The 16,226-nt window shown below is 70.4% G+C and carries 14 protein-coding genes; 2 read left to right on the top strand and 12 right to left on the bottom strand.

Annotated features, from left to right (window positions below; translation table 11 throughout):
- Window positions 1-90: 90 nt before the first annotated feature.
- Complete coding sequence (locus I6A81_RS34410; RefSeq protein WP_203000442.1) at window positions 91-672, bottom strand: GNAT family N-acetyltransferase; 582 nt, start codon at window positions 670-672, stop codon at window positions 91-93.
- Between the two features lie 850 nt (window positions 673-1,522).
- On the opposite strand from I6A81_RS34410, the gene I6A81_RS34405 reads away from it, so the two are divergent.
- Window positions 1,523-1,981 (top strand): hypothetical protein, encoded by a 459-nt coding sequence (locus I6A81_RS34405; protein ID WP_203000441.1) that lies wholly within the window; start codon window positions 1,523-1,525, stop codon window positions 1,979-1,981.
- A 173-nt stretch (window positions 1,982-2,154) separates the two neighbouring features.
- Here I6A81_RS34405 and I6A81_RS34400 read toward each other — a convergent pair whose 3' ends face one another.
- From I6A81_RS34400 to I6A81_RS34380, 5 genes are all read right to left on the bottom strand, one after another.
- Window positions 2,155-3,294: an acyl-CoA dehydrogenase family protein gene (locus I6A81_RS34400; protein ID WP_203000440.1), complete on the bottom strand. Its 1,140-nt coding sequence runs from the start codon at window positions 3,292-3,294 to the stop codon at window positions 2,155-2,157.
- A 191-nt stretch (window positions 3,295-3,485) separates the two neighbouring features.
- Window positions 3,486-4,250: an enoyl-CoA hydratase/isomerase family protein gene (locus tag I6A81_RS34395; RefSeq protein WP_203000456.1), complete on the bottom strand. Its 765-nt coding sequence runs from the start codon at window positions 4,248-4,250 to the stop codon at window positions 3,486-3,488.
- 34 nt (window positions 4,251-4,284) lie between these two features.
- Window positions 4,285-5,385: an acyl-CoA dehydrogenase family protein gene (locus I6A81_RS34390; protein ID WP_203000439.1), complete on the bottom strand. Its 1,101-nt coding sequence runs from the start codon at window positions 5,383-5,385 to the stop codon at window positions 4,285-4,287.
- Window positions 5,372-6,337 (bottom strand): acyl-CoA dehydrogenase family protein, encoded by a 966-nt coding sequence (locus I6A81_RS34385; RefSeq protein WP_203000438.1) that lies wholly within the window; start codon window positions 6,335-6,337, stop codon window positions 5,372-5,374. The genes I6A81_RS34390 and I6A81_RS34385 overlap by 14 nt, the downstream gene beginning before the upstream one ends.
- Window positions 6,338-6,721: 384 nt before the next feature.
- On the bottom strand, window positions 6,722-8,164 hold the full coding sequence (locus I6A81_RS34380) for a class I adenylate-forming enzyme family protein (RefSeq protein ID WP_203000437.1): 1,443 nt from the start codon (window positions 8,162-8,164) through the stop codon (window positions 6,722-6,724).
- Between the two features lie 75 nt (window positions 8,165-8,239).
- Here I6A81_RS34380 and I6A81_RS34375 point away from each other — a divergent pair, with 75 nt between their 5' ends.
- Entirely contained in the window at window positions 8,240-9,247 is a 1,008-nt protein-coding gene (locus I6A81_RS34375; RefSeq protein WP_203000435.1) for a ferredoxin--NADP reductase, read from the top strand.
- 17 nt (window positions 9,248-9,264) lie between these two features.
- Here I6A81_RS34375 and I6A81_RS34370 read toward each other — a convergent pair whose 3' ends face one another.
- The 6 genes from I6A81_RS34370 to I6A81_RS34345 all read right to left on the bottom strand — a co-directional run bounded on the left by I6A81_RS34370 (window position 9,265) and on the right by I6A81_RS34345 (window position 16,199).
- Complete coding sequence (locus I6A81_RS34370; RefSeq protein ID WP_203000433.1) at window positions 9,265-10,320, bottom strand: CaiB/BaiF CoA transferase family protein; 1,056 nt, start codon at window positions 10,318-10,320, stop codon at window positions 9,265-9,267.
- A complete protein-coding gene (locus I6A81_RS34365) occupies window positions 10,317-11,276 on the bottom strand; it encodes an LLM class F420-dependent oxidoreductase (protein WP_203000455.1) in 960 nt (319 codons plus the stop codon). Before I6A81_RS34365 ends, I6A81_RS34370 begins: the two co-directional genes overlap by 4 nt.
- A 47-nt stretch (window positions 11,277-11,323) precedes the next feature.
- Entirely contained in the window at window positions 11,324-11,734 is a 411-nt protein-coding gene (locus I6A81_RS34360; RefSeq protein ID WP_203000431.1) for a cobalamin B12-binding domain-containing protein, read from the bottom strand.
- Window positions 11,734-13,299, bottom strand: a complete 1,566-nt coding sequence (locus tag I6A81_RS34355; RefSeq protein WP_203000454.1) for a methylmalonyl-CoA mutase family protein — start codon at window positions 13,297-13,299, stop codon at window positions 11,734-11,736. Before I6A81_RS34355 ends, I6A81_RS34360 begins: the two co-directional genes overlap by 1 nt.
- Before the next feature lie 80 nt (window positions 13,300-13,379).
- Window positions 13,380-14,840: a FadD3 family acyl-CoA ligase gene (locus I6A81_RS34350; protein ID WP_203000453.1), complete on the bottom strand. Its 1,461-nt coding sequence runs from the start codon at window positions 14,838-14,840 to the stop codon at window positions 13,380-13,382.
- 183 nt (window positions 14,841-15,023) lie between these two features.
- A complete protein-coding gene (locus I6A81_RS34345; protein ID WP_203000429.1) occupies window positions 15,024-16,199 on the bottom strand; it encodes an amidohydrolase family protein in 1,176 nt (391 codons plus the stop codon).
- Between the last annotated feature and the right edge of the window lie 27 nt (window positions 16,200-16,226).

The raw sequence follows: 16,226 nt of genomic DNA, 5'->3' as shown, positions 1-16,226 counted from the left end.
CGAGGCCGGTGTCGCCACTCCTCCACGCCCGCGACCTCACTCCGGGTTACGTGCAGGACTTCTGGATACGCGCTTAGCTCTGGCCGCAGCTCAGGACGAGTCCGCAGGGCTAGGGCCAGCCAGCCAGGTGGCGCGGTGAAGCTCGTACTCCACGTCGCCGTGCTCGTAGCCGGCCACGGGTTCAGCGAGCTCCGGGTGGAAGGTGCGGACATACCTCAGGCCGACCGACGCCATCGTGGCCCGGGACGCCGCGTTGACCGCCATCGTCTCCGCGAATATCCGGTTCAGCTCCAGGTCAGCGAAGCCGTGGCGGACCAACTCCGCCGCGCCCTCGCGCGCGTATCCCCGGCGCCAGTGCCGGCGTAGCAGGCGGTAGCCCAGCTCCGCCACACCGGGCTCGGCCCGCCGCGCCAGGCTTTCCGGCGGCATGAGCATCCACAGCCCGATGAATCCCGCCGTCCCGAACCCGGCCCACAGCCCCCGTCCGTCGCCCTGGGCGGCCAGCGCGAGCCGGATCTGGTGGCGTTGCCTGACCTCGTCCGCCGTGCGCGCCCGCGGGGCGATGTAGCGCATCACCTCGGGGTCGGAGTCGAGCTCGATCTCGTATGGCAAGTGCTCGTCGGCCAAGGGCACCAGTTCGAGGCGCGCCGTTCGGAGGCGGGCTTGCGGCACGGGCCACTCCTTCCACCGCTCGTCGGGGACGGGATGCGCCCCGCGGGGCTTGAGGCCGGACCAATGGTCGGGCTGGGTCAGATACCAGGGATGTTCGTGCTGACCGATTCTGGCTTGCCACGCGTCACCGGCTCCCCCAGACCTAAGGGAAACCTCGTGACCGGCGAGCGGGGCGGCCCTGACGAGTGGCTGGTCATGACCTGTGGGGTGTTCGACCATGATCCCAGGCGCCATGGTGCCGAGAACCTCCTTGTTCGGAACCACGGCTCATGGCCCGACCCCAGGACCGGACAGGAGGAGGGCCGCTCCCGGGCGAACGGCCGGCGCCACGCCCCCGAGTCCACCGAACCAGTAGGCAGTACGGCGTTGACGCTCCTCTGGCCGCGGCGAGGCATGACCTATGGTGTGTTCCATCCATGATCCCAGTGGCCATGGTGCCGAAACACCCCTCGTCCGGCACCACAGCCCATGGACCGATCCCAGGAACGGCCAGCCACCAGCGATGTTCCATCGTGCCACGTGGCCGGCCAACGCCAGACCTCGGAACCAATGGCGTTCCTGGCCAACGCCTATGAGAAGCGATGCGCCCCACGTAAGGCGGACGCGGTCTACCAGTTCTGGCACGTCGAGTTGCAACGCCGTCTTGCCAACCGGTAGCGGCGGTCCGCCCTGACCATCCACCCTCTGTCGCCGTAGACGATCTGCTACTACCGTGTATGGCCTACATCACACGGGGGTCCATACGATGACGCAGCCGCCACCCGGCCCATGGCATCCGCAGCAGGGATACACCCCGCCACCCGGCTACCCGCCCTACCAACCACAGCCACCACGGCAGAAGTCGGTCTGGGTGCGGCTGTGGCCGCTGTGGCTCGCCCTTGGTCTGTTCGTCGTCGGCGCGGTGTCCTGCGCGGCAATCGTCGGCACATCCATCGGCAAAGCTGCCAAGGAAGTGGCCGCGTCCTCGTCACCGAGGCCAGTCGTCGTCGGCAGCGCGACCCAGCCAGCCACCTTTGGCGGCGGAAACCTGCAACACTCCGAAGACGTCGTGATCACTGCATGCGCACCCGACGAAGCCGGCTGGGCAGCGGCGGCGGTCACCGTCACCAACCACAGCTCCAAGGCGTCGAACTACATCATCACTATCCTGATGGAATCACCGGACGGAAAAACGCAGATTGGCACTGGGCTTGTCTCCGTCAGCAATCTGGCACCCGGCCAGCAGAGCGTGGAGGAGACATCCAGCCTGGAAGACGCCACCGGTCCCTACGTGTGTCGGGTCGGAGACATCACCCGCTATGCCAGCTAGCCCAATACCACGGGTTCGAGGACGCCCCGGCTTCGGTCGGGGCCGTTCTCGTTCGGGGCTGGTGGGACCGTCTCTGGACCGTCAGCCACACGAAAACCAGGAAATCGCGAAAGATGCCGGAAGTCACGGACAAACCTGGTCGTAGCCATGATTTGGGATTCGCGCCGGTGAGATTACAGGCCGAGCTCCTTGGCGATGATGGTCTTCATGATCTCGCTGGAGCCGCCGTAGATGCGCCCGACGCGGGCGTCGGCCCAGGCGCGGGCGACCGGGTACTCGGTCATGTAGCCGTAGCCGCCGAACAGCTGCAGGCAGGCGTCGGTGACGCGGCCCTGCATCTCGGTGACGAACAGCTTGACCTTCGCGGCGTCGGTCGGGGTCAGCTCGCCCGCGTCGAGCGCGACCAGCGCGCGGTCGAGCATCGCCCAGCCGGCCTCCACCTCGGTCGCGCAGCCGGCCAGCACGAACTTGGTGTTCTGGAAGTGGCTGAGCGCCTTGCCGAACGCCTTGCGGCCGTTGACGTACTCGACCGTCTGCGCCACCACGGACGCCGCCGACGCCTGCGCGTTGACGGAGATCGACATCCGCTCCTGCGGCAGGTGGGAGGTCAGGTAGGTGAAGCCCTTGCCCGCCTCGCCGAGCAGGTTGGCCACCGGTACCCGGACGTCGTCGAAGAAGATCTCGCACGCCTCCTGGATGTGCAGGCCGATCTTTTTCATCGGCGCGCCCCGGGAGACCCCGGGGGTGTCCGCGTCGATGACCAGGAGCGACAGCCCGGCGTGCCGCTGGGTCGGGTCGGTCTTGACCGCGGTGAGGAAGACGTCGGCGTTCAGGCCGCCGGTGATGAACGTCTTGGAGCCGTTCACCACGTACTCGTCGCCGTCGAGCCGCGCGCTGGTCGCGAAGCCCGCGAGGTCCGAGCCCGCGCCCGGCTCGGTCAGCGCCAGTGCGCAGACCAGCTCGCCGCTGGCGAGCCCCGGCAGCCAGCGGGCCTTCTGCTCGTCGTTCGCGTGGTCGACGAAGTACGGCACGCTGATGTCGCAGTGGATGCGCAGCGGGCCCAGCCCGATGCCGAGCCGCCCGGCTTCCTCCGCGACGACCGCGTTGAACAGGTAGGAGGCGCCGCCGCCGCCGAACTCCTCCGGGATGCCCAGGCCGAGGATGCCGAGGTCGCCGCACTTGTTGTAGAAGTCGCGCGGCGGCATGCCGCGCTCCTCCCACTCGTCGTAGTGCGCGATGACTTCCTTCTCGAAGAAGGTCCGGACCGCCGCCCGGAAGGCCTCGTGCTCTGAACCGTAGACCGTGCGTCGCATCGGTCGTCACCCTCCGAACCGATCGGGGAAAAGCGTCAGCTACGTCTGCGCGCCGTCCGCGGACCGCGGGTGGCGGGACGACCAGGCCCGCTCGGCCCGGGTCGTCGTGCGTCTGCCGGAACGAGGCGTCTGCTGGAACGAGGCGCCTACCGCCCCGGCGAGGGGATCCCCTCGCCGGGGTCAGGACCCGCTCAGGACTTGCTCGTGAGCTTCGCGACGATGTCGGCGAAGTCCTGCGTCTTGAAGGACTGCTCCTCGGCGTTCGTCGCGTAGTCGAGGCTCGCGAGCACCGCCCGCTCGAGGTGGATGTTCAGCAGCCGCTTCGTCGACTCGACGGCCTGGCGAGGCAGGCCGGCGATCCGCTTCGCGCACTCGAGGGCGTCGGCGAACGGGTCGGCGACGATGTGGTTCGCCAGCCCCATCTGCAGCGCGCGCTCGGCGGAGATCTTCGCCCCGGTGAGCGCGTACTCCTTGGCCCAGTGAAGGCTGGTGTGCAGCGGCCAGGTGAGCGGGCCGCCGTCGGCCGCCACCAGGCCGACCTGCACGTGCGGGTCGAGCAGGTAAGCCTTCTCGGCCAGGTAGACGATGTCGGACAGCGCGACCAGGCTGCAGCCGAGGCCCGCCGCCGGGCCGTTGACCGCGGCCACGACCGGCACCCGGCAGCGCGCCATGCCCAGCACGATCTCCCGGCCATGCATGATCGTCAGCCGCTGCAGCTCTGGGTCCTGGCGCAGCCGGTCCAGGTAGCCGAAGTCGCCGCCGGCCGAGAACGCCCGCCCGGCGCCCGTGAGCACCGCGGCCCGGGCGTCCAGGTCCTCGGAGAGCTGCGTCCACACCTTCGCGAGCCCGAGGTGCAGTTCGTGGTTGACCGCGTTCAGGTGGTCCGGCCGGTTCAGCGTGATGATCCGGATCGGGCCGTCGGCCCGGACCTGGATCTCGTCCGGCAGGTCGTACAGGTGGTCTGACACCGTCGTCCGCCTCTCGTCCCGGTCAGCTCGCCGGCAGGCCGAGGATCCGGCCCGCGATGATGTTCTTCTGGATCTGCGACGTGCCGCCCATGACGCTCTGCGCCCGGCTGTAGAGGTAGGCGTGCAGCATCTCCGGGTCACGGGTGCCGGTGACGGCGAGCGCCGCGTGGCCGACGGACTGCTCCACCCAGGTCATGAGCAGCTTGTCCAGCGAGCCGTCCGGGCCGTGCACCAGGCCGTCGAGCTGCTCGGACAGGCGGCGGCGTACGTGCAGCCGCAGCATCTCGGCCTGCACGGCGGCCCAGCGCAGGTCGTCGGGCACCGCGGCACCGTCGGCGGCGGCCTTCTTCGCGAGCTGGCGGACGAGCTTGCCGTAGCGGGCGGAGAAGCCCAGGGTCGACGGCTCGCGCTCGTGGCTGACGACGGTCATCGCCAGCTTCCAGCCCTCGCCCGGCTTGCCGACCATGTTGGCGGCGGGCACCCGGGCGCCGTCGAAGACGACCTGCCCGAACTCGGCCGACACCCCGTTGATCATTTTGAGCGGCCGCTGCTCGACGCCGGGCTGGTGCATGTCGACGATGAAGCCGGAGATGCCCTTGTGCCGGGGTACGTCCGAGTCGGTCCTGGCGAGCACCAGGCACCAGTCGGCGATGTCCGAGTAGCTCGTCCAGATCTTGTGACCGTGGATGACGTACTCGTCGCCGTCGAGCTCGGCGCGCGTGGTCAGCGAGGCGAGGTCGGAGCCGGCGCCCGGCTCGCTGAAGCCCTGGCACCAGCGCTCCGACCCGTTGATCATCCCGGGCAGGAAGCGCTGCTGCAGTTCCGCGCTCCCGTGATGACCCAGCCCGATCGCCAGGTAGCCGAGGCTCGGGCGGGCGGGGGCGCCGGCGATCGCCAGCTCCTCGTCCAGGATGACGTCGTAGACCGGCGGCAGTTCCTGGCCGCCGAACCTCTTCGGCCAGGAGAGGCCGAAGAATCCGGCCTGGTACAGCGCCTGGTGCCATTCACCCTGCTTGTGCCAGTACTCGTCGCCCGACGTGGGGAACTTTCCGGCGTTCTCGGCGAGCCAGGCCTTCAACCGCGCGCGGAACGCGGCCTCCGCCGGCGAGTCACGAAAGTCCAAGGTCGATCTCCTCCAGCGTCGCCGGGAACAGCTCGGCGGACGTCAGCACCCGCCGCAGGAAGACGTGCGCGAGGCACTCCCAGGTGTTGCCGATGCCGCCGTGCACCTGGATCGAGGTCTCGCAGATGGTGCGGGCCGCGCGCTCGGTGTAGGCCTTGGCGACGAGCGCCGCCTGGACCGCCTCGGCGGCGGCCAGCTCGTCGACCGCCCAGGCGGCGTGGCGCAGGACGCTGACGGCGCCCTCGACGAGAGCGCGCGCCTCGGCGAGCAGGTGGGCGATCGCCTGGTAGGAGCCGATCGCGTGGCCGTACTGCTGGCGCACCTTGGCGTACTCGGCGCCGAGGGTGAGCGCGCCGCGGGCCGCGCCGAGCATGTCGGCGGTGGTGACGACGAGCGCCAGCGCCCGAAAGCGTAGCGCCGTCTCCTCGTCGAGCGTGCCGACCGCCGTGAGCGGGCCGGCGGGCTCACCGGTCAGCCGGGTGAGGTCGACGCCCTCCACGGTCGCGCCGACCGTGCCGGCCAGCACCCGCGTGCCGTCGAGGCCGAGCAGGCCGCGCAGGCCCTTGGCGTCGATCGCGACACCGTCGACGGCCACCGTGGCGCCGCCGGACGCCGCCGCGGCGACACCGTCGGCGGAGACACCGTCGGTGGAGCCCTCCGTCGGACCCCCGGCCTCGGTGAGCCGGGTGTACAGCTCGTCGGCCAGGACCGGCCCGACGAACGGCACGTCGATGAGCCCGCGCGCGAACTCCTCGACGACGAGGGCGACCTCGACGCCGGAGGCGCCGTCGGAGCGCAGCGTGCGCCAGCCGGTCGCCGCGATGGCCTTCTCCAGCCGCGCCGCGCGGTCGTCGTCCGCCAGGTCGAGCACGGACCCGGGGCCGAGATCGTCCGCGAGCCGGGCGGCCGCGTCCCGCAGCTCACGCTGCTCAGTCGTCAGACGAACGTCCATACCGCTCCTTGTTGCTTGGTTCGCTCCGTCCGGGCACGGCGCTCCGGCCCCTTGCTCGCTTCGCTCCCAAGGGACCTCCGCGCCGCGTCCTCCTCCGCTCACGTGCGCTCCGGCGACCTCCGCTGCGTCCCCCTCGCCTCGCTTCGCTCGCGAGGGGGACTCCGCGGAGGCGCGCCTGCGCGCCGGTTGGTGCCGTCCCGGCGCTGGGCGACAAGGTTGTGCCGCCCTTGGTTCTGGCGCCGTGCCCCACCCCCTTCGCTTCGCTCGGGGACGGGACTCCCCGGAGGGGGGCCTCCGCGCTGTGCGGGGCATGGTCCCGGCGCCACGTTTTTGGTGGCTCGCTCCGGCCGGAGCCTCGGCTGGCTGCCGCGCCTGGGCGGGGCCTCACTCGACGCCCTGGGGGGCCTCGGGCGCGAGGACCGTGTCCCGAAGGACGCGGCGCAGCGCCTTGCCAGAGGCCAGCCTCGGGATCTCGGGGACGAAGACCACCTGGCGCGGGCGCTTGTACGAGGCGAGCCGTTCTCCGACCAGACTGACCAGTTCGGTGGCCAGCGTGTCGTCGGACGTGGCGCGGGCAACGCTCGACGCGGCGCGGGTGACCACCGCGATGATCGCCTCGCCGTCGGCGACGTCCGGCACGCCGAACACGGCGCAGTCGGCGACCGCCGGATGACCGTGCAGCACGGCCTCGACCTCCGCCGGGGCGACCTGGAAGCCACGCACTTTGATCATTTCCTTGCGGCGGTCGGTAAGCCGAACCCAGCCGTCGGCGTCGATATTGCCGACGTCGCCGGTGCGGTACCAGCCGTCGTCGAAGGCCTCGCCGTTTGCCTCTTCGGGCAGGTAGCCCGCCATCAGCGACGGCGAACGGCCTTGGATCTCGCCGGTCTCCCCCGGGCCGACCGGCTTGCCGGTGTCCAGGTCGACGACCCGAAGCTCCACCCCGGGGGCGGCCTTCCCGACGCTGTCGAGCCGGGCGCCGCCGATCGGGTTGCACGCGATGACGGGCAGCTCGCTCGCGCCGTAGGCGGGGAGCCACCCTACGCCGGTCCGGCGGGTGACGGTCTCGGCGACGCTGGCCGTCACGGGTGTCGCGCCCCACATGATGAAGCGCAGCGAGGACAGGTCGAACGCCTCCAGATCGGGGTGCGACGCGATCGCGAGCGCGATCGGCGCGACCGCCATCTCGATGGTGATCCGGTCGTCCTGGACCGAGCGCAGCAGCGCGTCCAGATCGAAGCGGCGGTGCAGCCGCATCCAGGCACCGGTCTCCAGCGCCGTGACGATGTTGAGGATGCCGAGGATGTGGGACGGCGGAGTCGCGACCTGGATGCGGTCGGCGGCCGTCATGCCGAGCACGTCGCGCCAGTGGCCGACGGCCGCGGCGAACGAGGCGTGCGTGTGCCGCACCGCTTTCGGGAGGCCGGTCGTGCCGGAGCTGAACACGAGCACGGCGTCGGCCGCCGGGTCGGGTGTGAAATACCCCCCCGGCACCGGATCGGCGGGCTGGATAGGTTCGTCCAGGTGCAGCATGGGCATCAGCTCGGCCAGCACCGGGTGGTCACCGACGGCGTGCGAGGGCTCGCTGACGGCGAGGGCATGCGCGACGTCGCCGTGCTTCCACCCGGGGCTGAGCAGAACCACGGCCGCACCCAGTCGCCAGCAGGCCAGGACGGCGATGATGAACTCGGGCCGGGTCGAGGACATCAACGCGACCCGGTCGCCCGGGCGGACCCCACGGCCGGCGAGCGTGCGCGCTAAGCCGCTCGTCAGCGCGTCCAGCCGGGCGCGGCTGAACACCTGTTCCTCGAAGACGAGGACCACCATGGAGAGGCTCCCGTCTCGTCCGTGGAAACTGTATTCTCGCCTGGCTAGAACCTTAATACCAGAGGATGCCGTCCCATGCCGAGACCTCCGATGTTCCAGCGCGCGACCGTCACCCGGGTGATCGAGGAGACGGCCGACACCCGGACCTTCGTGCTCGCGCCGCACAGCGGCCCGTTCACCTACCAGGCCGGACAGTTTTGCACGTTCCGGGTGGAGTTGGCCGGCGAAGAACTGCTGCGCTCCTACTCCATGTCGAGCGCCCCCGAGACCGACTCCGAGCTGGCCGTCACCGTCAAGCGGGTGAAGGACGGCAAGGTCTCCAACTGGATGATCGACAATCTCGCCAAGGGCGACGAGATCGAGATGACCACGCCGCACGGCGTGTTCTGCCTGCGCGACGACACCGACGCCCCCCTGCTGGGGTTCTGCGGCGGCAGCGGGATCACGCCCGTCATCTCACTGGCCAAGAGCGCGCTGACCGGCACCAACCGCAAAGTCCGGCTCCTGTGCGCCGACCGCGACCGGCCTTCGGCGATCTTCTACGACGCGCTGGCCCAGCTCGCCGAGCGCTTCCCCGGCCGGCTCGAAGTGGTCCGCCACCTCGACTCCGAGCACGGCATCCCGACCGCCGCCACCATCCAGGAGTTCGTGGGCAACGACGCCGGCGCGGACTGCTACATCTGCGGCCCGACGCCGTTCATGGACCTCGTCGAATCGGCCTGGCCGGGGCCCGGGAAGCTGTTCGTCGAGCGGTTCGGCGCCGTCCCGGCCGGCCCCGCCGCACCCGAGACCGCCGAGGACAAGGAAGTCGAGGGCACTGTCACCATCATCCTCGGCCGCAAGAAGATCTCGGTGCCGCGCCGCGCCAACGAGACCTTCCTGGAGAGCGCTCGCCGCGGCGGCCTCACCCCGCCGTTCTCCTGCGAGTCCGGCACCTGCGCCACCTGCATGGCCAAGCTGGTCGACGGCGAGGCCACGATGCGCGTCAACGAGGCGCTGACCGACGACGAGGTCGAGGACGGCTACATCCTCACCTGCCAAGGGCTCCCGAAGTCCGCCAACGTCACTGTCCGCTACGAATAGACAGGAACCCCGCCGGCTCAGGTTGGGGTGTGCTGGCCGAGCGTGGGGGGCGGGCGGTAGCTGGGGGTGTGGCCGGCGATTCTGATGGGGCTGGCTATCAGGCGGAAGCCGCCAGCCTCGATGATCGCGTCGGGGGCGTCGGCCAACGCCTCGGGCAGGGTGCGGACCGCCGCGACCGGCAGGCCCAGCGGGCGCAGCCGTGCCTCCCAGTTGCGGGCGGTGTCGGCGGCCAGGGCCCTCGTCACCACCGCCACCACCTCCTCGCGGTGAGCCGCCCGGTCGGCCATCGTCGGGAAGGCGGCGACCTCGGCCGGGTCGATGGCGGTCTCGGCGACGAACGTCCGCCAGTAGCGGTCGTGCGTCAGGAACATCGCGAGGTGGCCGTCGGCGGTCGGGAACAGCTGCGCCGGCACGTAGAACGCGTGCGCGCCGTACGGGTGTCGGACCGGGGGGTCCCCCTCGTTGAGGTAGGCCGACGCCTTGTAGTTGAGCTGCGAGAGCATCACGTCGCGCAGCGAGACCTCGATCTGGCCGCCCCGGCCGGACAGGATCTGGGCGAGCAGGCCGAGGGCCGCCGTCAGGCCGGCTGAGTTGTCCGCCGCCGAGTACCCCGGCAGCGTCGGCGGGCCGTCGGGCTCGCCCGTCATCGCCGCCACCCCGGTGGCCGCCTGGATGACGTAGTCGAACGCGGGGTCGTCACCGGCGTGCAGGCCGTAGCCGGTGATCGCGACACAGACGATCTTCTCGTTGTGGGGCCGCAGCGCCTCGTAGGTCAGGCCGAGCTTGCGGATCGCGGACGGCTTCTGGTTCACGATGAGCGCGTGCGCGCCGGCGACCAACTCGTGCAGCCCGTTCTGCCCCGCGGGCGTGGTCAGGTCCAGGCAGACGCTGCGCTTGCCCCGGTTGAGGCTCGCGAAGTAGGCATCGCTGACCTGCCGGGACATGTCGCCGGTCGGCGGCTCGATCTTCGTGACCTCGGCGCCGAGATCGGACAGCAGCATCGAGGCATAGGGGCCGGCCAGGATGTGGCCGGCCTCCAGGATCCTGATCCCCGCCAGCGGCCCGGCCGTCACCTTCGCAGGTCCGCCGCGATCTGTGCGTAGACCTCGCGCGTCCGCCGCTTGGAGGCGACGAGCTCGTCGCGGTTGTCGCCGATCGGCAGCAGCCGGGCCGAGATGTCGGTGACCCCGGCGTCGATGAACTGCCTGATCCGGGCGGCGATCATCTCCTCGTCGCCGGCGGCGGCCAGGTCGCCGACGTCCTTGGCGTCACCCTGGTCGAGCAGCCGCTGGTAGTTCGGGGAGACCTCGGCCTCGCCGAGGATGCGGTTGGCGCGGGCCTTGGCCTCTTCGACCTCGTCCGGCCGGCACAGGCAGACCGGAATGCCCGCGACGACGCGGGGCGCCGGCCGGCCGGCCTCCTCGGCCGCCTTGTTGATCCTCGGCGCGATGTGCCCGCCGATGGCGCGCTCGTCGGCGAGCCACAGCACGGTGCCGTCGGCCTGCTCACCGGCGATCCGCAGCATCACCGGGCCGAGCGCCGCGACGAGCACCGGCAGCGGCGCGATCGGGGTGAGGCCGAGCGGGTTGTGCACCTTGAACGTCGCGTTCTCGACGTCGGCGCCGCCAGTGCCGGCGAATGCGGCGTTCAGCACCTCCAGGTAGTCCCGGGTGAACGCGGCCGGCTTCTCATAGGGCAGGCCGAGCATGTCCTGGACGATCCAGTGGTGCGACGGCCCGACGCCGAGCGCGAGGCGCCCGTTGGTCGCGGCGTGCGCCGACATCGCCGAGCGCGCCAGCGCGATCGGGTGCTGCGGCTGCAGCGGGACGACCGCCGTGCCCAGCTCGATCCGCTCGGTCACCGTGCCCATGAGGGCGACCGTGATGAGCGCGTCGAAGTCCGTCGGCACCTGGGGGATCCAGGCCGTGTCCATGCCCGCGCTCTCGGCCCAGCGCACGTCGTCGAGCATCCGCGCCGCCTTGCGCGCGGAGTCCCCGCGCTCGGGCCCGATCATCACGCCGAACCGCACCACTGCGTCCTCCATCTAGCTAAGTCCAAGGCTCACGGCCTGGAAGGTCAGGCGACCCCGATGGCGCCGGTCACCTCGCGAACGCCGGCCACGACGGCGTCCAACGGCGTGCCGGTCGGGAAGACCGCCGCCGCGCCGGCCTCCTGGAGCTTCGGCACATCGGCGCCGGGGATCGTGCCGCCGACGACGACGGCGATGTCATCGGCGCCCGCGGCCCGCAGGCCCTCGATCACCCGGGTGGTCAGCGCCAGATGGGCTCCGGACAGGATCGACAGGCCCACCAGGGCGACGTCCTCCTGCACGGCGACCGCGACGATGTCGTCGACCTTCTGCCGGATGCCGGTAAAGATCACCTCGAAGCCGGCGTCCCGCAGAGCCCGCGACACGATCTTCGCGCCCCGGTCATGCCCGTCCAGCCCCGGCTTGGCCACCAGTACCCGGATGGGAGAGCCAGTCATCAGAACACCACCGGCTGCTGGAACTCGCCCCAGACCGCCTTGAGGGCGGCGACCATCTCGCCGACCGTGCAGTAGGCGTTGGCGCAGTCGATCAGATAGGGCATCAGGTTGGCGTCTCCCTCCGCGGCGCTGCCCAGGGCGGCGAGCCGCTCCTTGACGGCGGCGCCGTCCCGGTCGGCCTTGACCTGAGCGAGCCGCCTGAGCTGCCGGTCGCGGCCCTGGGCGTCCAGTTCGTAGGTCGCGAGATCGGGCGCCGGCTCTTCGGAGACGAACCGGTTGACCCCGACGATCGGCCGGGTACCGTCCTCGATCTCCTGCTGCAGACGGTAGGACTCGTCGGCGATCAGGCCCTGCAGGTAGCCCTCCTCGATCGCGCGGACCATGCCGCCGCGGCGCTCGAGGTCATCCATGACCGCCTTGATCCGGGCCTCGGTCTCGTCGGTGAGCGCCTCGACGAAGTAGGAGCCGCCGAGCGGGTCCGCGGTGCGGGTCACCCCGGTCTCGTAGGCGAGGACCTGCTGGGTGCGCAGCGCCATCGTCGCCGACTCCTCGCTGGGCAGCGCGAACGGCTCGTCCCAGGCGGCGGTGAACATCGACTGCACGCCGCCGAGCACCGAGGCCAGCGCCTCGTAGGCGACCCGGACGATGTTGTTCTGTGCCTGCGGGGCGAACAGCGACGCTCCACCCGACACGCAGCCGAAGCGGAACATCGCCGCCTTGTCGGAGGTCGCGCCCCAGCGCTCCTTGACGATCGTCGCCCAGCGGCGCCGGCCTGCCCGGTACTTGGCGATCTCCTCGAAGAAGTCGCCGTGCGTGTAGAAGAAGAAGGACACCTGCGGCGCGAACTGCTCGATCGTCATCCGGCCGCGTTCGAGCACCGTGTCGACGTAGGTGACGCCGTCGGCCAGCGTGAACGCCATCTCCTGCACGGCGGTCGCGCCGGCGTCCCGGAAGTGCGCGCCGGCGACCGAGATCGCGTTGAACCTCGGCACCTCGGCTGCGCAGAACTCGATGGTGTCGGCGATCAGGCGCAGCGAAGGTGTCGCCGGCCAGATCCAGGTCCCGCGGGAGGCGTACTCCTTGAGGATGTCGTTCTGGATCGTGCCGGTCAGCTTCGCCCGCGGCACGCCGGCCTTCTCCGCGGCGGCGACGTAGAACGCCAGCAGGATCGCGGCGGTGCCGTTGATGGTGAAGCTCGTCGAGATCTTGTCGAGCGGGATGTCGGCGAACAGGACCTCGGCGTCGGCGAGGGTGTCGAGGGCGACGCCGACCCGGCCGACCTCCTCGCCGAACTCCGGGTCGTCGGAGTCGTAGCCGCACTGGGTCGGCAGGTCGAGCGCGACCGACAGGCCGGTGCCGCCCTGGCCCAGCAGGTACTTGTAGCGCTCGTTCGACTCTTCGGCGGTCCCGAAGCCGGAGTACTGCCGAAACGTCCACAACCGGCCGCGGTAGCCGGTGGCGAAGTTGCCCCGGGTGAACGGGTATTTCCCGGGATCCGGCGACTGCTCGCGGCGATCCGCCGGTCCGTAGACCGGCTTGATCGGGATGCCGGAGTTCGTGGTCACGACCGGCTGTTCGGCCTTCTTGTCGGATGGCCCGCCCTTGGCCGGATGAGGTGGCCCGCCGCTGGCCGGCGTGTCACTGGTCACCGCAGCTGGTCCTTCATCACTTTGCCGGTGGCGTTCAACGGAAGCGCGTCCAGGAACTCGACGGAGCGCGGTGCCTTGAAGCCGGCCATCCGTTCCTTGGACCAGGCGATGATCTCGTCGGCCGTCACCTCGGCGCCCGCGCGCCGCACGATGAACGCCTTGCCGACCTGGCCCATCCGGTCGTCGGGCACCCCGATCACCGCCGCCTGGGCGACCGCGGGGTGCTCCAGCAGGTAGCCCTCGATCTCGGCCGGGTAGGCGTTGAACCCGCCGACGATGAACATGTCCTTCTTCCGGCCGACGATCTTCAGATAGCCGCGGTCGTCGAGGGTGCCCAGGTCGCCGGTGTGCAGCCAGCCGTCGGCGTCGATCGTCTCCTCGGTGGCCTTCGGGTCGTCGAAGTAGCCCTGCATGACGCTGTAGCCGCGGATGAGCACCTCGCCGTCGCCGGCGACCGCCACCTCGATGCCGTCGCAGGGGGCGCCCACGGTCGTCGCGATGGACTCGAACGAGTCGCCCGGGCGGGAGGCGGTGGCGGTGCCGGCCTCGGTGAGGCCGTAACCGGTCATGATGTGCTGGAACGGCAGCTCGGCCTTCATCCGGCGGATCAGCTCCACCGGGATGTCGGCGGCGCCGGTGACCGCGCAGCGCAGCGACGACAGGTCGCGCCTGGCCGTGTCGCCTGGGGCCGCATGCGGGCCCTGCGCCTCCAGCAGGCCGTAGTAGATGGTCGGCGCGCCCGGGAGCATGGTGATCTTCTCCCGCTCGACGATCTCGCCCACCTTGTCCACGTCGAACACGGCCAGCGGGAAGATCGTCGCCCCCTTGATCAGCGACGCGACCAGTCCCGCCTTGTAGCCGAACGTGTGGAAGAACGGGTTGACGATCAGGTACTTGTCGCCCTCGCGCAGGCCGGCCTGGTAGCACCACTCGGAGTACAGCCGCAGCGTCTGCCGGTGGTTCATCATCACGCCCTTGGGGCGCCCGGTGGTGCCGGAGGTGAAGATGAGGTCGGCGATGTCGTCGCCGGCGACCTCCCGCTCGAACGGCTTGCCGCTGGTCAGGAAGTCCGACTTCAGGTCGATGTTCGTGATCCCGGCCGGCACCGCGTAGTCGATGCCGAGGAAGCCCGGCTGGGTGACCACGGCCTTCGCCCCGCTGCGCACGATGATGTCCGCCGCCTCGGCCGCCTTGTACCGGGTGTTGACCGGTACGAGAACGCCGCCGGCGGTCAGCACGCCGAACGCCGCGATGACCCACTCCGCGGAGTTCGGCGCCCAGACGGCGACCCGGTCGCCCTTGCCGACGCCGAGCTCGGCGAACGCGCCCGCGGCGCGGCGCACCCGGTCGACCAGCTCGACGTAGCTCAGCCGCAGGTCACCGTCGACGAGCGCCTCGGCGTCGCCGAACCGCTCCGCGGTGCTCGCCACCATCCGCGGGATCGTGTCCCACGGCAGCCCCGCGAACGTCGCGCTCTCGGTGCTCCCGGCAATCGTGAGATCCCCAGCGACCCTGAGGTTCCCTGTCGTCACCTCGACGTCCTCGTCATCTCGGCGCCCCGATCTCTCGACGTCCCTGTCGTGGTCCATGCGGGACCGGGGGCGCCGCCCCCGGTCCCGGCCTGTCGACGGACTGGTCGGTCAGCCGTCGATCAGCTTGGCGAGGTTACCGCCCATGACCTTGAACTTGTCTTCCTCGCTGAGGTTCTTCAGCTCGCTGACGTGGGTCACCGGGTCACCGAGGCCCTCGGGGTGCGGGTAGTCCGAGCCGAACAGGATCCGGTCGATGCCGAGCAGCTCGCCGAGCTCCGCGTAGTCCTCCTCCCAGAAGGGGGAGATGTTGATGTTGCGCCGCATGACGTCGATCGGGTGCTCGTCGAAGCCCTGCGGGTACTTCTTGTAGGCGTCCTTGAGGGACTTCTGCAGCGGGGCCACCCAGGAGGCGCCGTTCTCGATGACGGCGACCTTCAGCTCGGGGAACCGGGACAGCGCGCCGTGGCAGATCATGGCGGCGACCGAGTCCTCGATCGGGCGCCACTGGCTGACCATCTTGAACACGTCCGGCTTGAACGGCAGGTACTCGCGCTTGTTGCTGTCCCAGTCGCTCTGGTAGCGCGCGTAGCCGCTGTCCGACGAGTGCATGCCGACCAGCACGCCGTACTCGACGGCCTTGGCCCAGAACGGGTCGAACTCCGGCAGGCCGAACGAGCGGGAACCGCCGAGACCCGGGACCGGCGCCGGCCGGATCAGGATGGCGCGGGCGCCACGGGCGACGACCCAGTCCAGCTCCTCGATCGCCTTCTCGACGATCGGCAGCGTGATGACCGGGGTGGAGTAGATCCGGTTCTGGTAGTTGAACGTCCAGGTCTCGTGCATCCACTCGTTGAGCGCGTGGACGACGGCGTGCGTCAGCTCCGGGTCGTCCCGCATGCGCTCCTCGAGCAGGCTCGCGAGCGTCGGGAACATCAGCGTCCGGTCGAGGCCCTGCTCGTCCATCAGCGCGAGGCGCGCCTCCGGCTCCCGGAAGGCCGGGATCGAGCGCATCGGCTTGCCGATGATCTCACGGTAGGACTTGCCCTCCGGGTTGCCCACCCGGAAGTAGTCCTCCTGCGCGCCCGGCCTCGCCACCACGTCGAACGTGGGGTTCGGGATGTACTCGCTGATCTGGCCCCGGACGGCGATCTTGGTGCGACCGTCGATCTCCACATATCGGATCGCGCCGTCGAACTCCTTCGGGAGGAACTTGGTGAAGGCGTCCTTGGTCTCGTACATGTGGTTGTCCGCGTCGAAGACCGGGTACGGCGAGCGCGTCGACATGAGATCCCTCCTTGCTGAATGCGAGAA

It is taken from the genome of Frankia nepalensis (assembly GCF_016786325.1).
GTDB classification, from domain to species: Bacteria; Actinomycetota; Actinomycetes; order Frankiales; family Frankiaceae; genus Pseudofrankia; species Pseudofrankia nepalensis.
Note: the sequence above shows the minus strand (reverse complement) of the source record. Positions and strands in the feature narration are given on the sequence as shown.

Coding starts and splice junctions, on each gene's coding strand:
- I6A81_RS34400 (WP_203000440.1), bottom strand. CDS start 3,294: ATGCGACGCACGGTCTACGGTTCAGAGCACGAGGCCTTCCGGGCGGCG.
- I6A81_RS34385 (WP_203000438.1), bottom strand. CDS start 6,337: ATGGACGTTCGTCTGACGACTGAGCAGCGTGAGCTGCGGGACGCGGCC.
- I6A81_RS34380 (WP_203000437.1), bottom strand. CDS start 8,164: ATGGTGGTCCTCGTCTTCGAGGAACAGGTGTTCAGCCGCGCCCGGCTG.
- I6A81_RS34375 (WP_203000435.1), top strand. CDS start 8,240: ATGCCGAGACCTCCGATGTTCCAGCGCGCGACCGTCACCCGGGTGATC.
- I6A81_RS34360 (WP_203000431.1), bottom strand. CDS start 11,734: ATGACTGGCTCTCCCATCCGGGTACTGGTGGCCAAGCCGGGGCTGGAC.
- I6A81_RS34345 (WP_203000429.1), bottom strand. CDS start 16,199: ATGTCGACGCGCTCGCCGTACCCGGTCTTCGACGCGGACAACCACATG.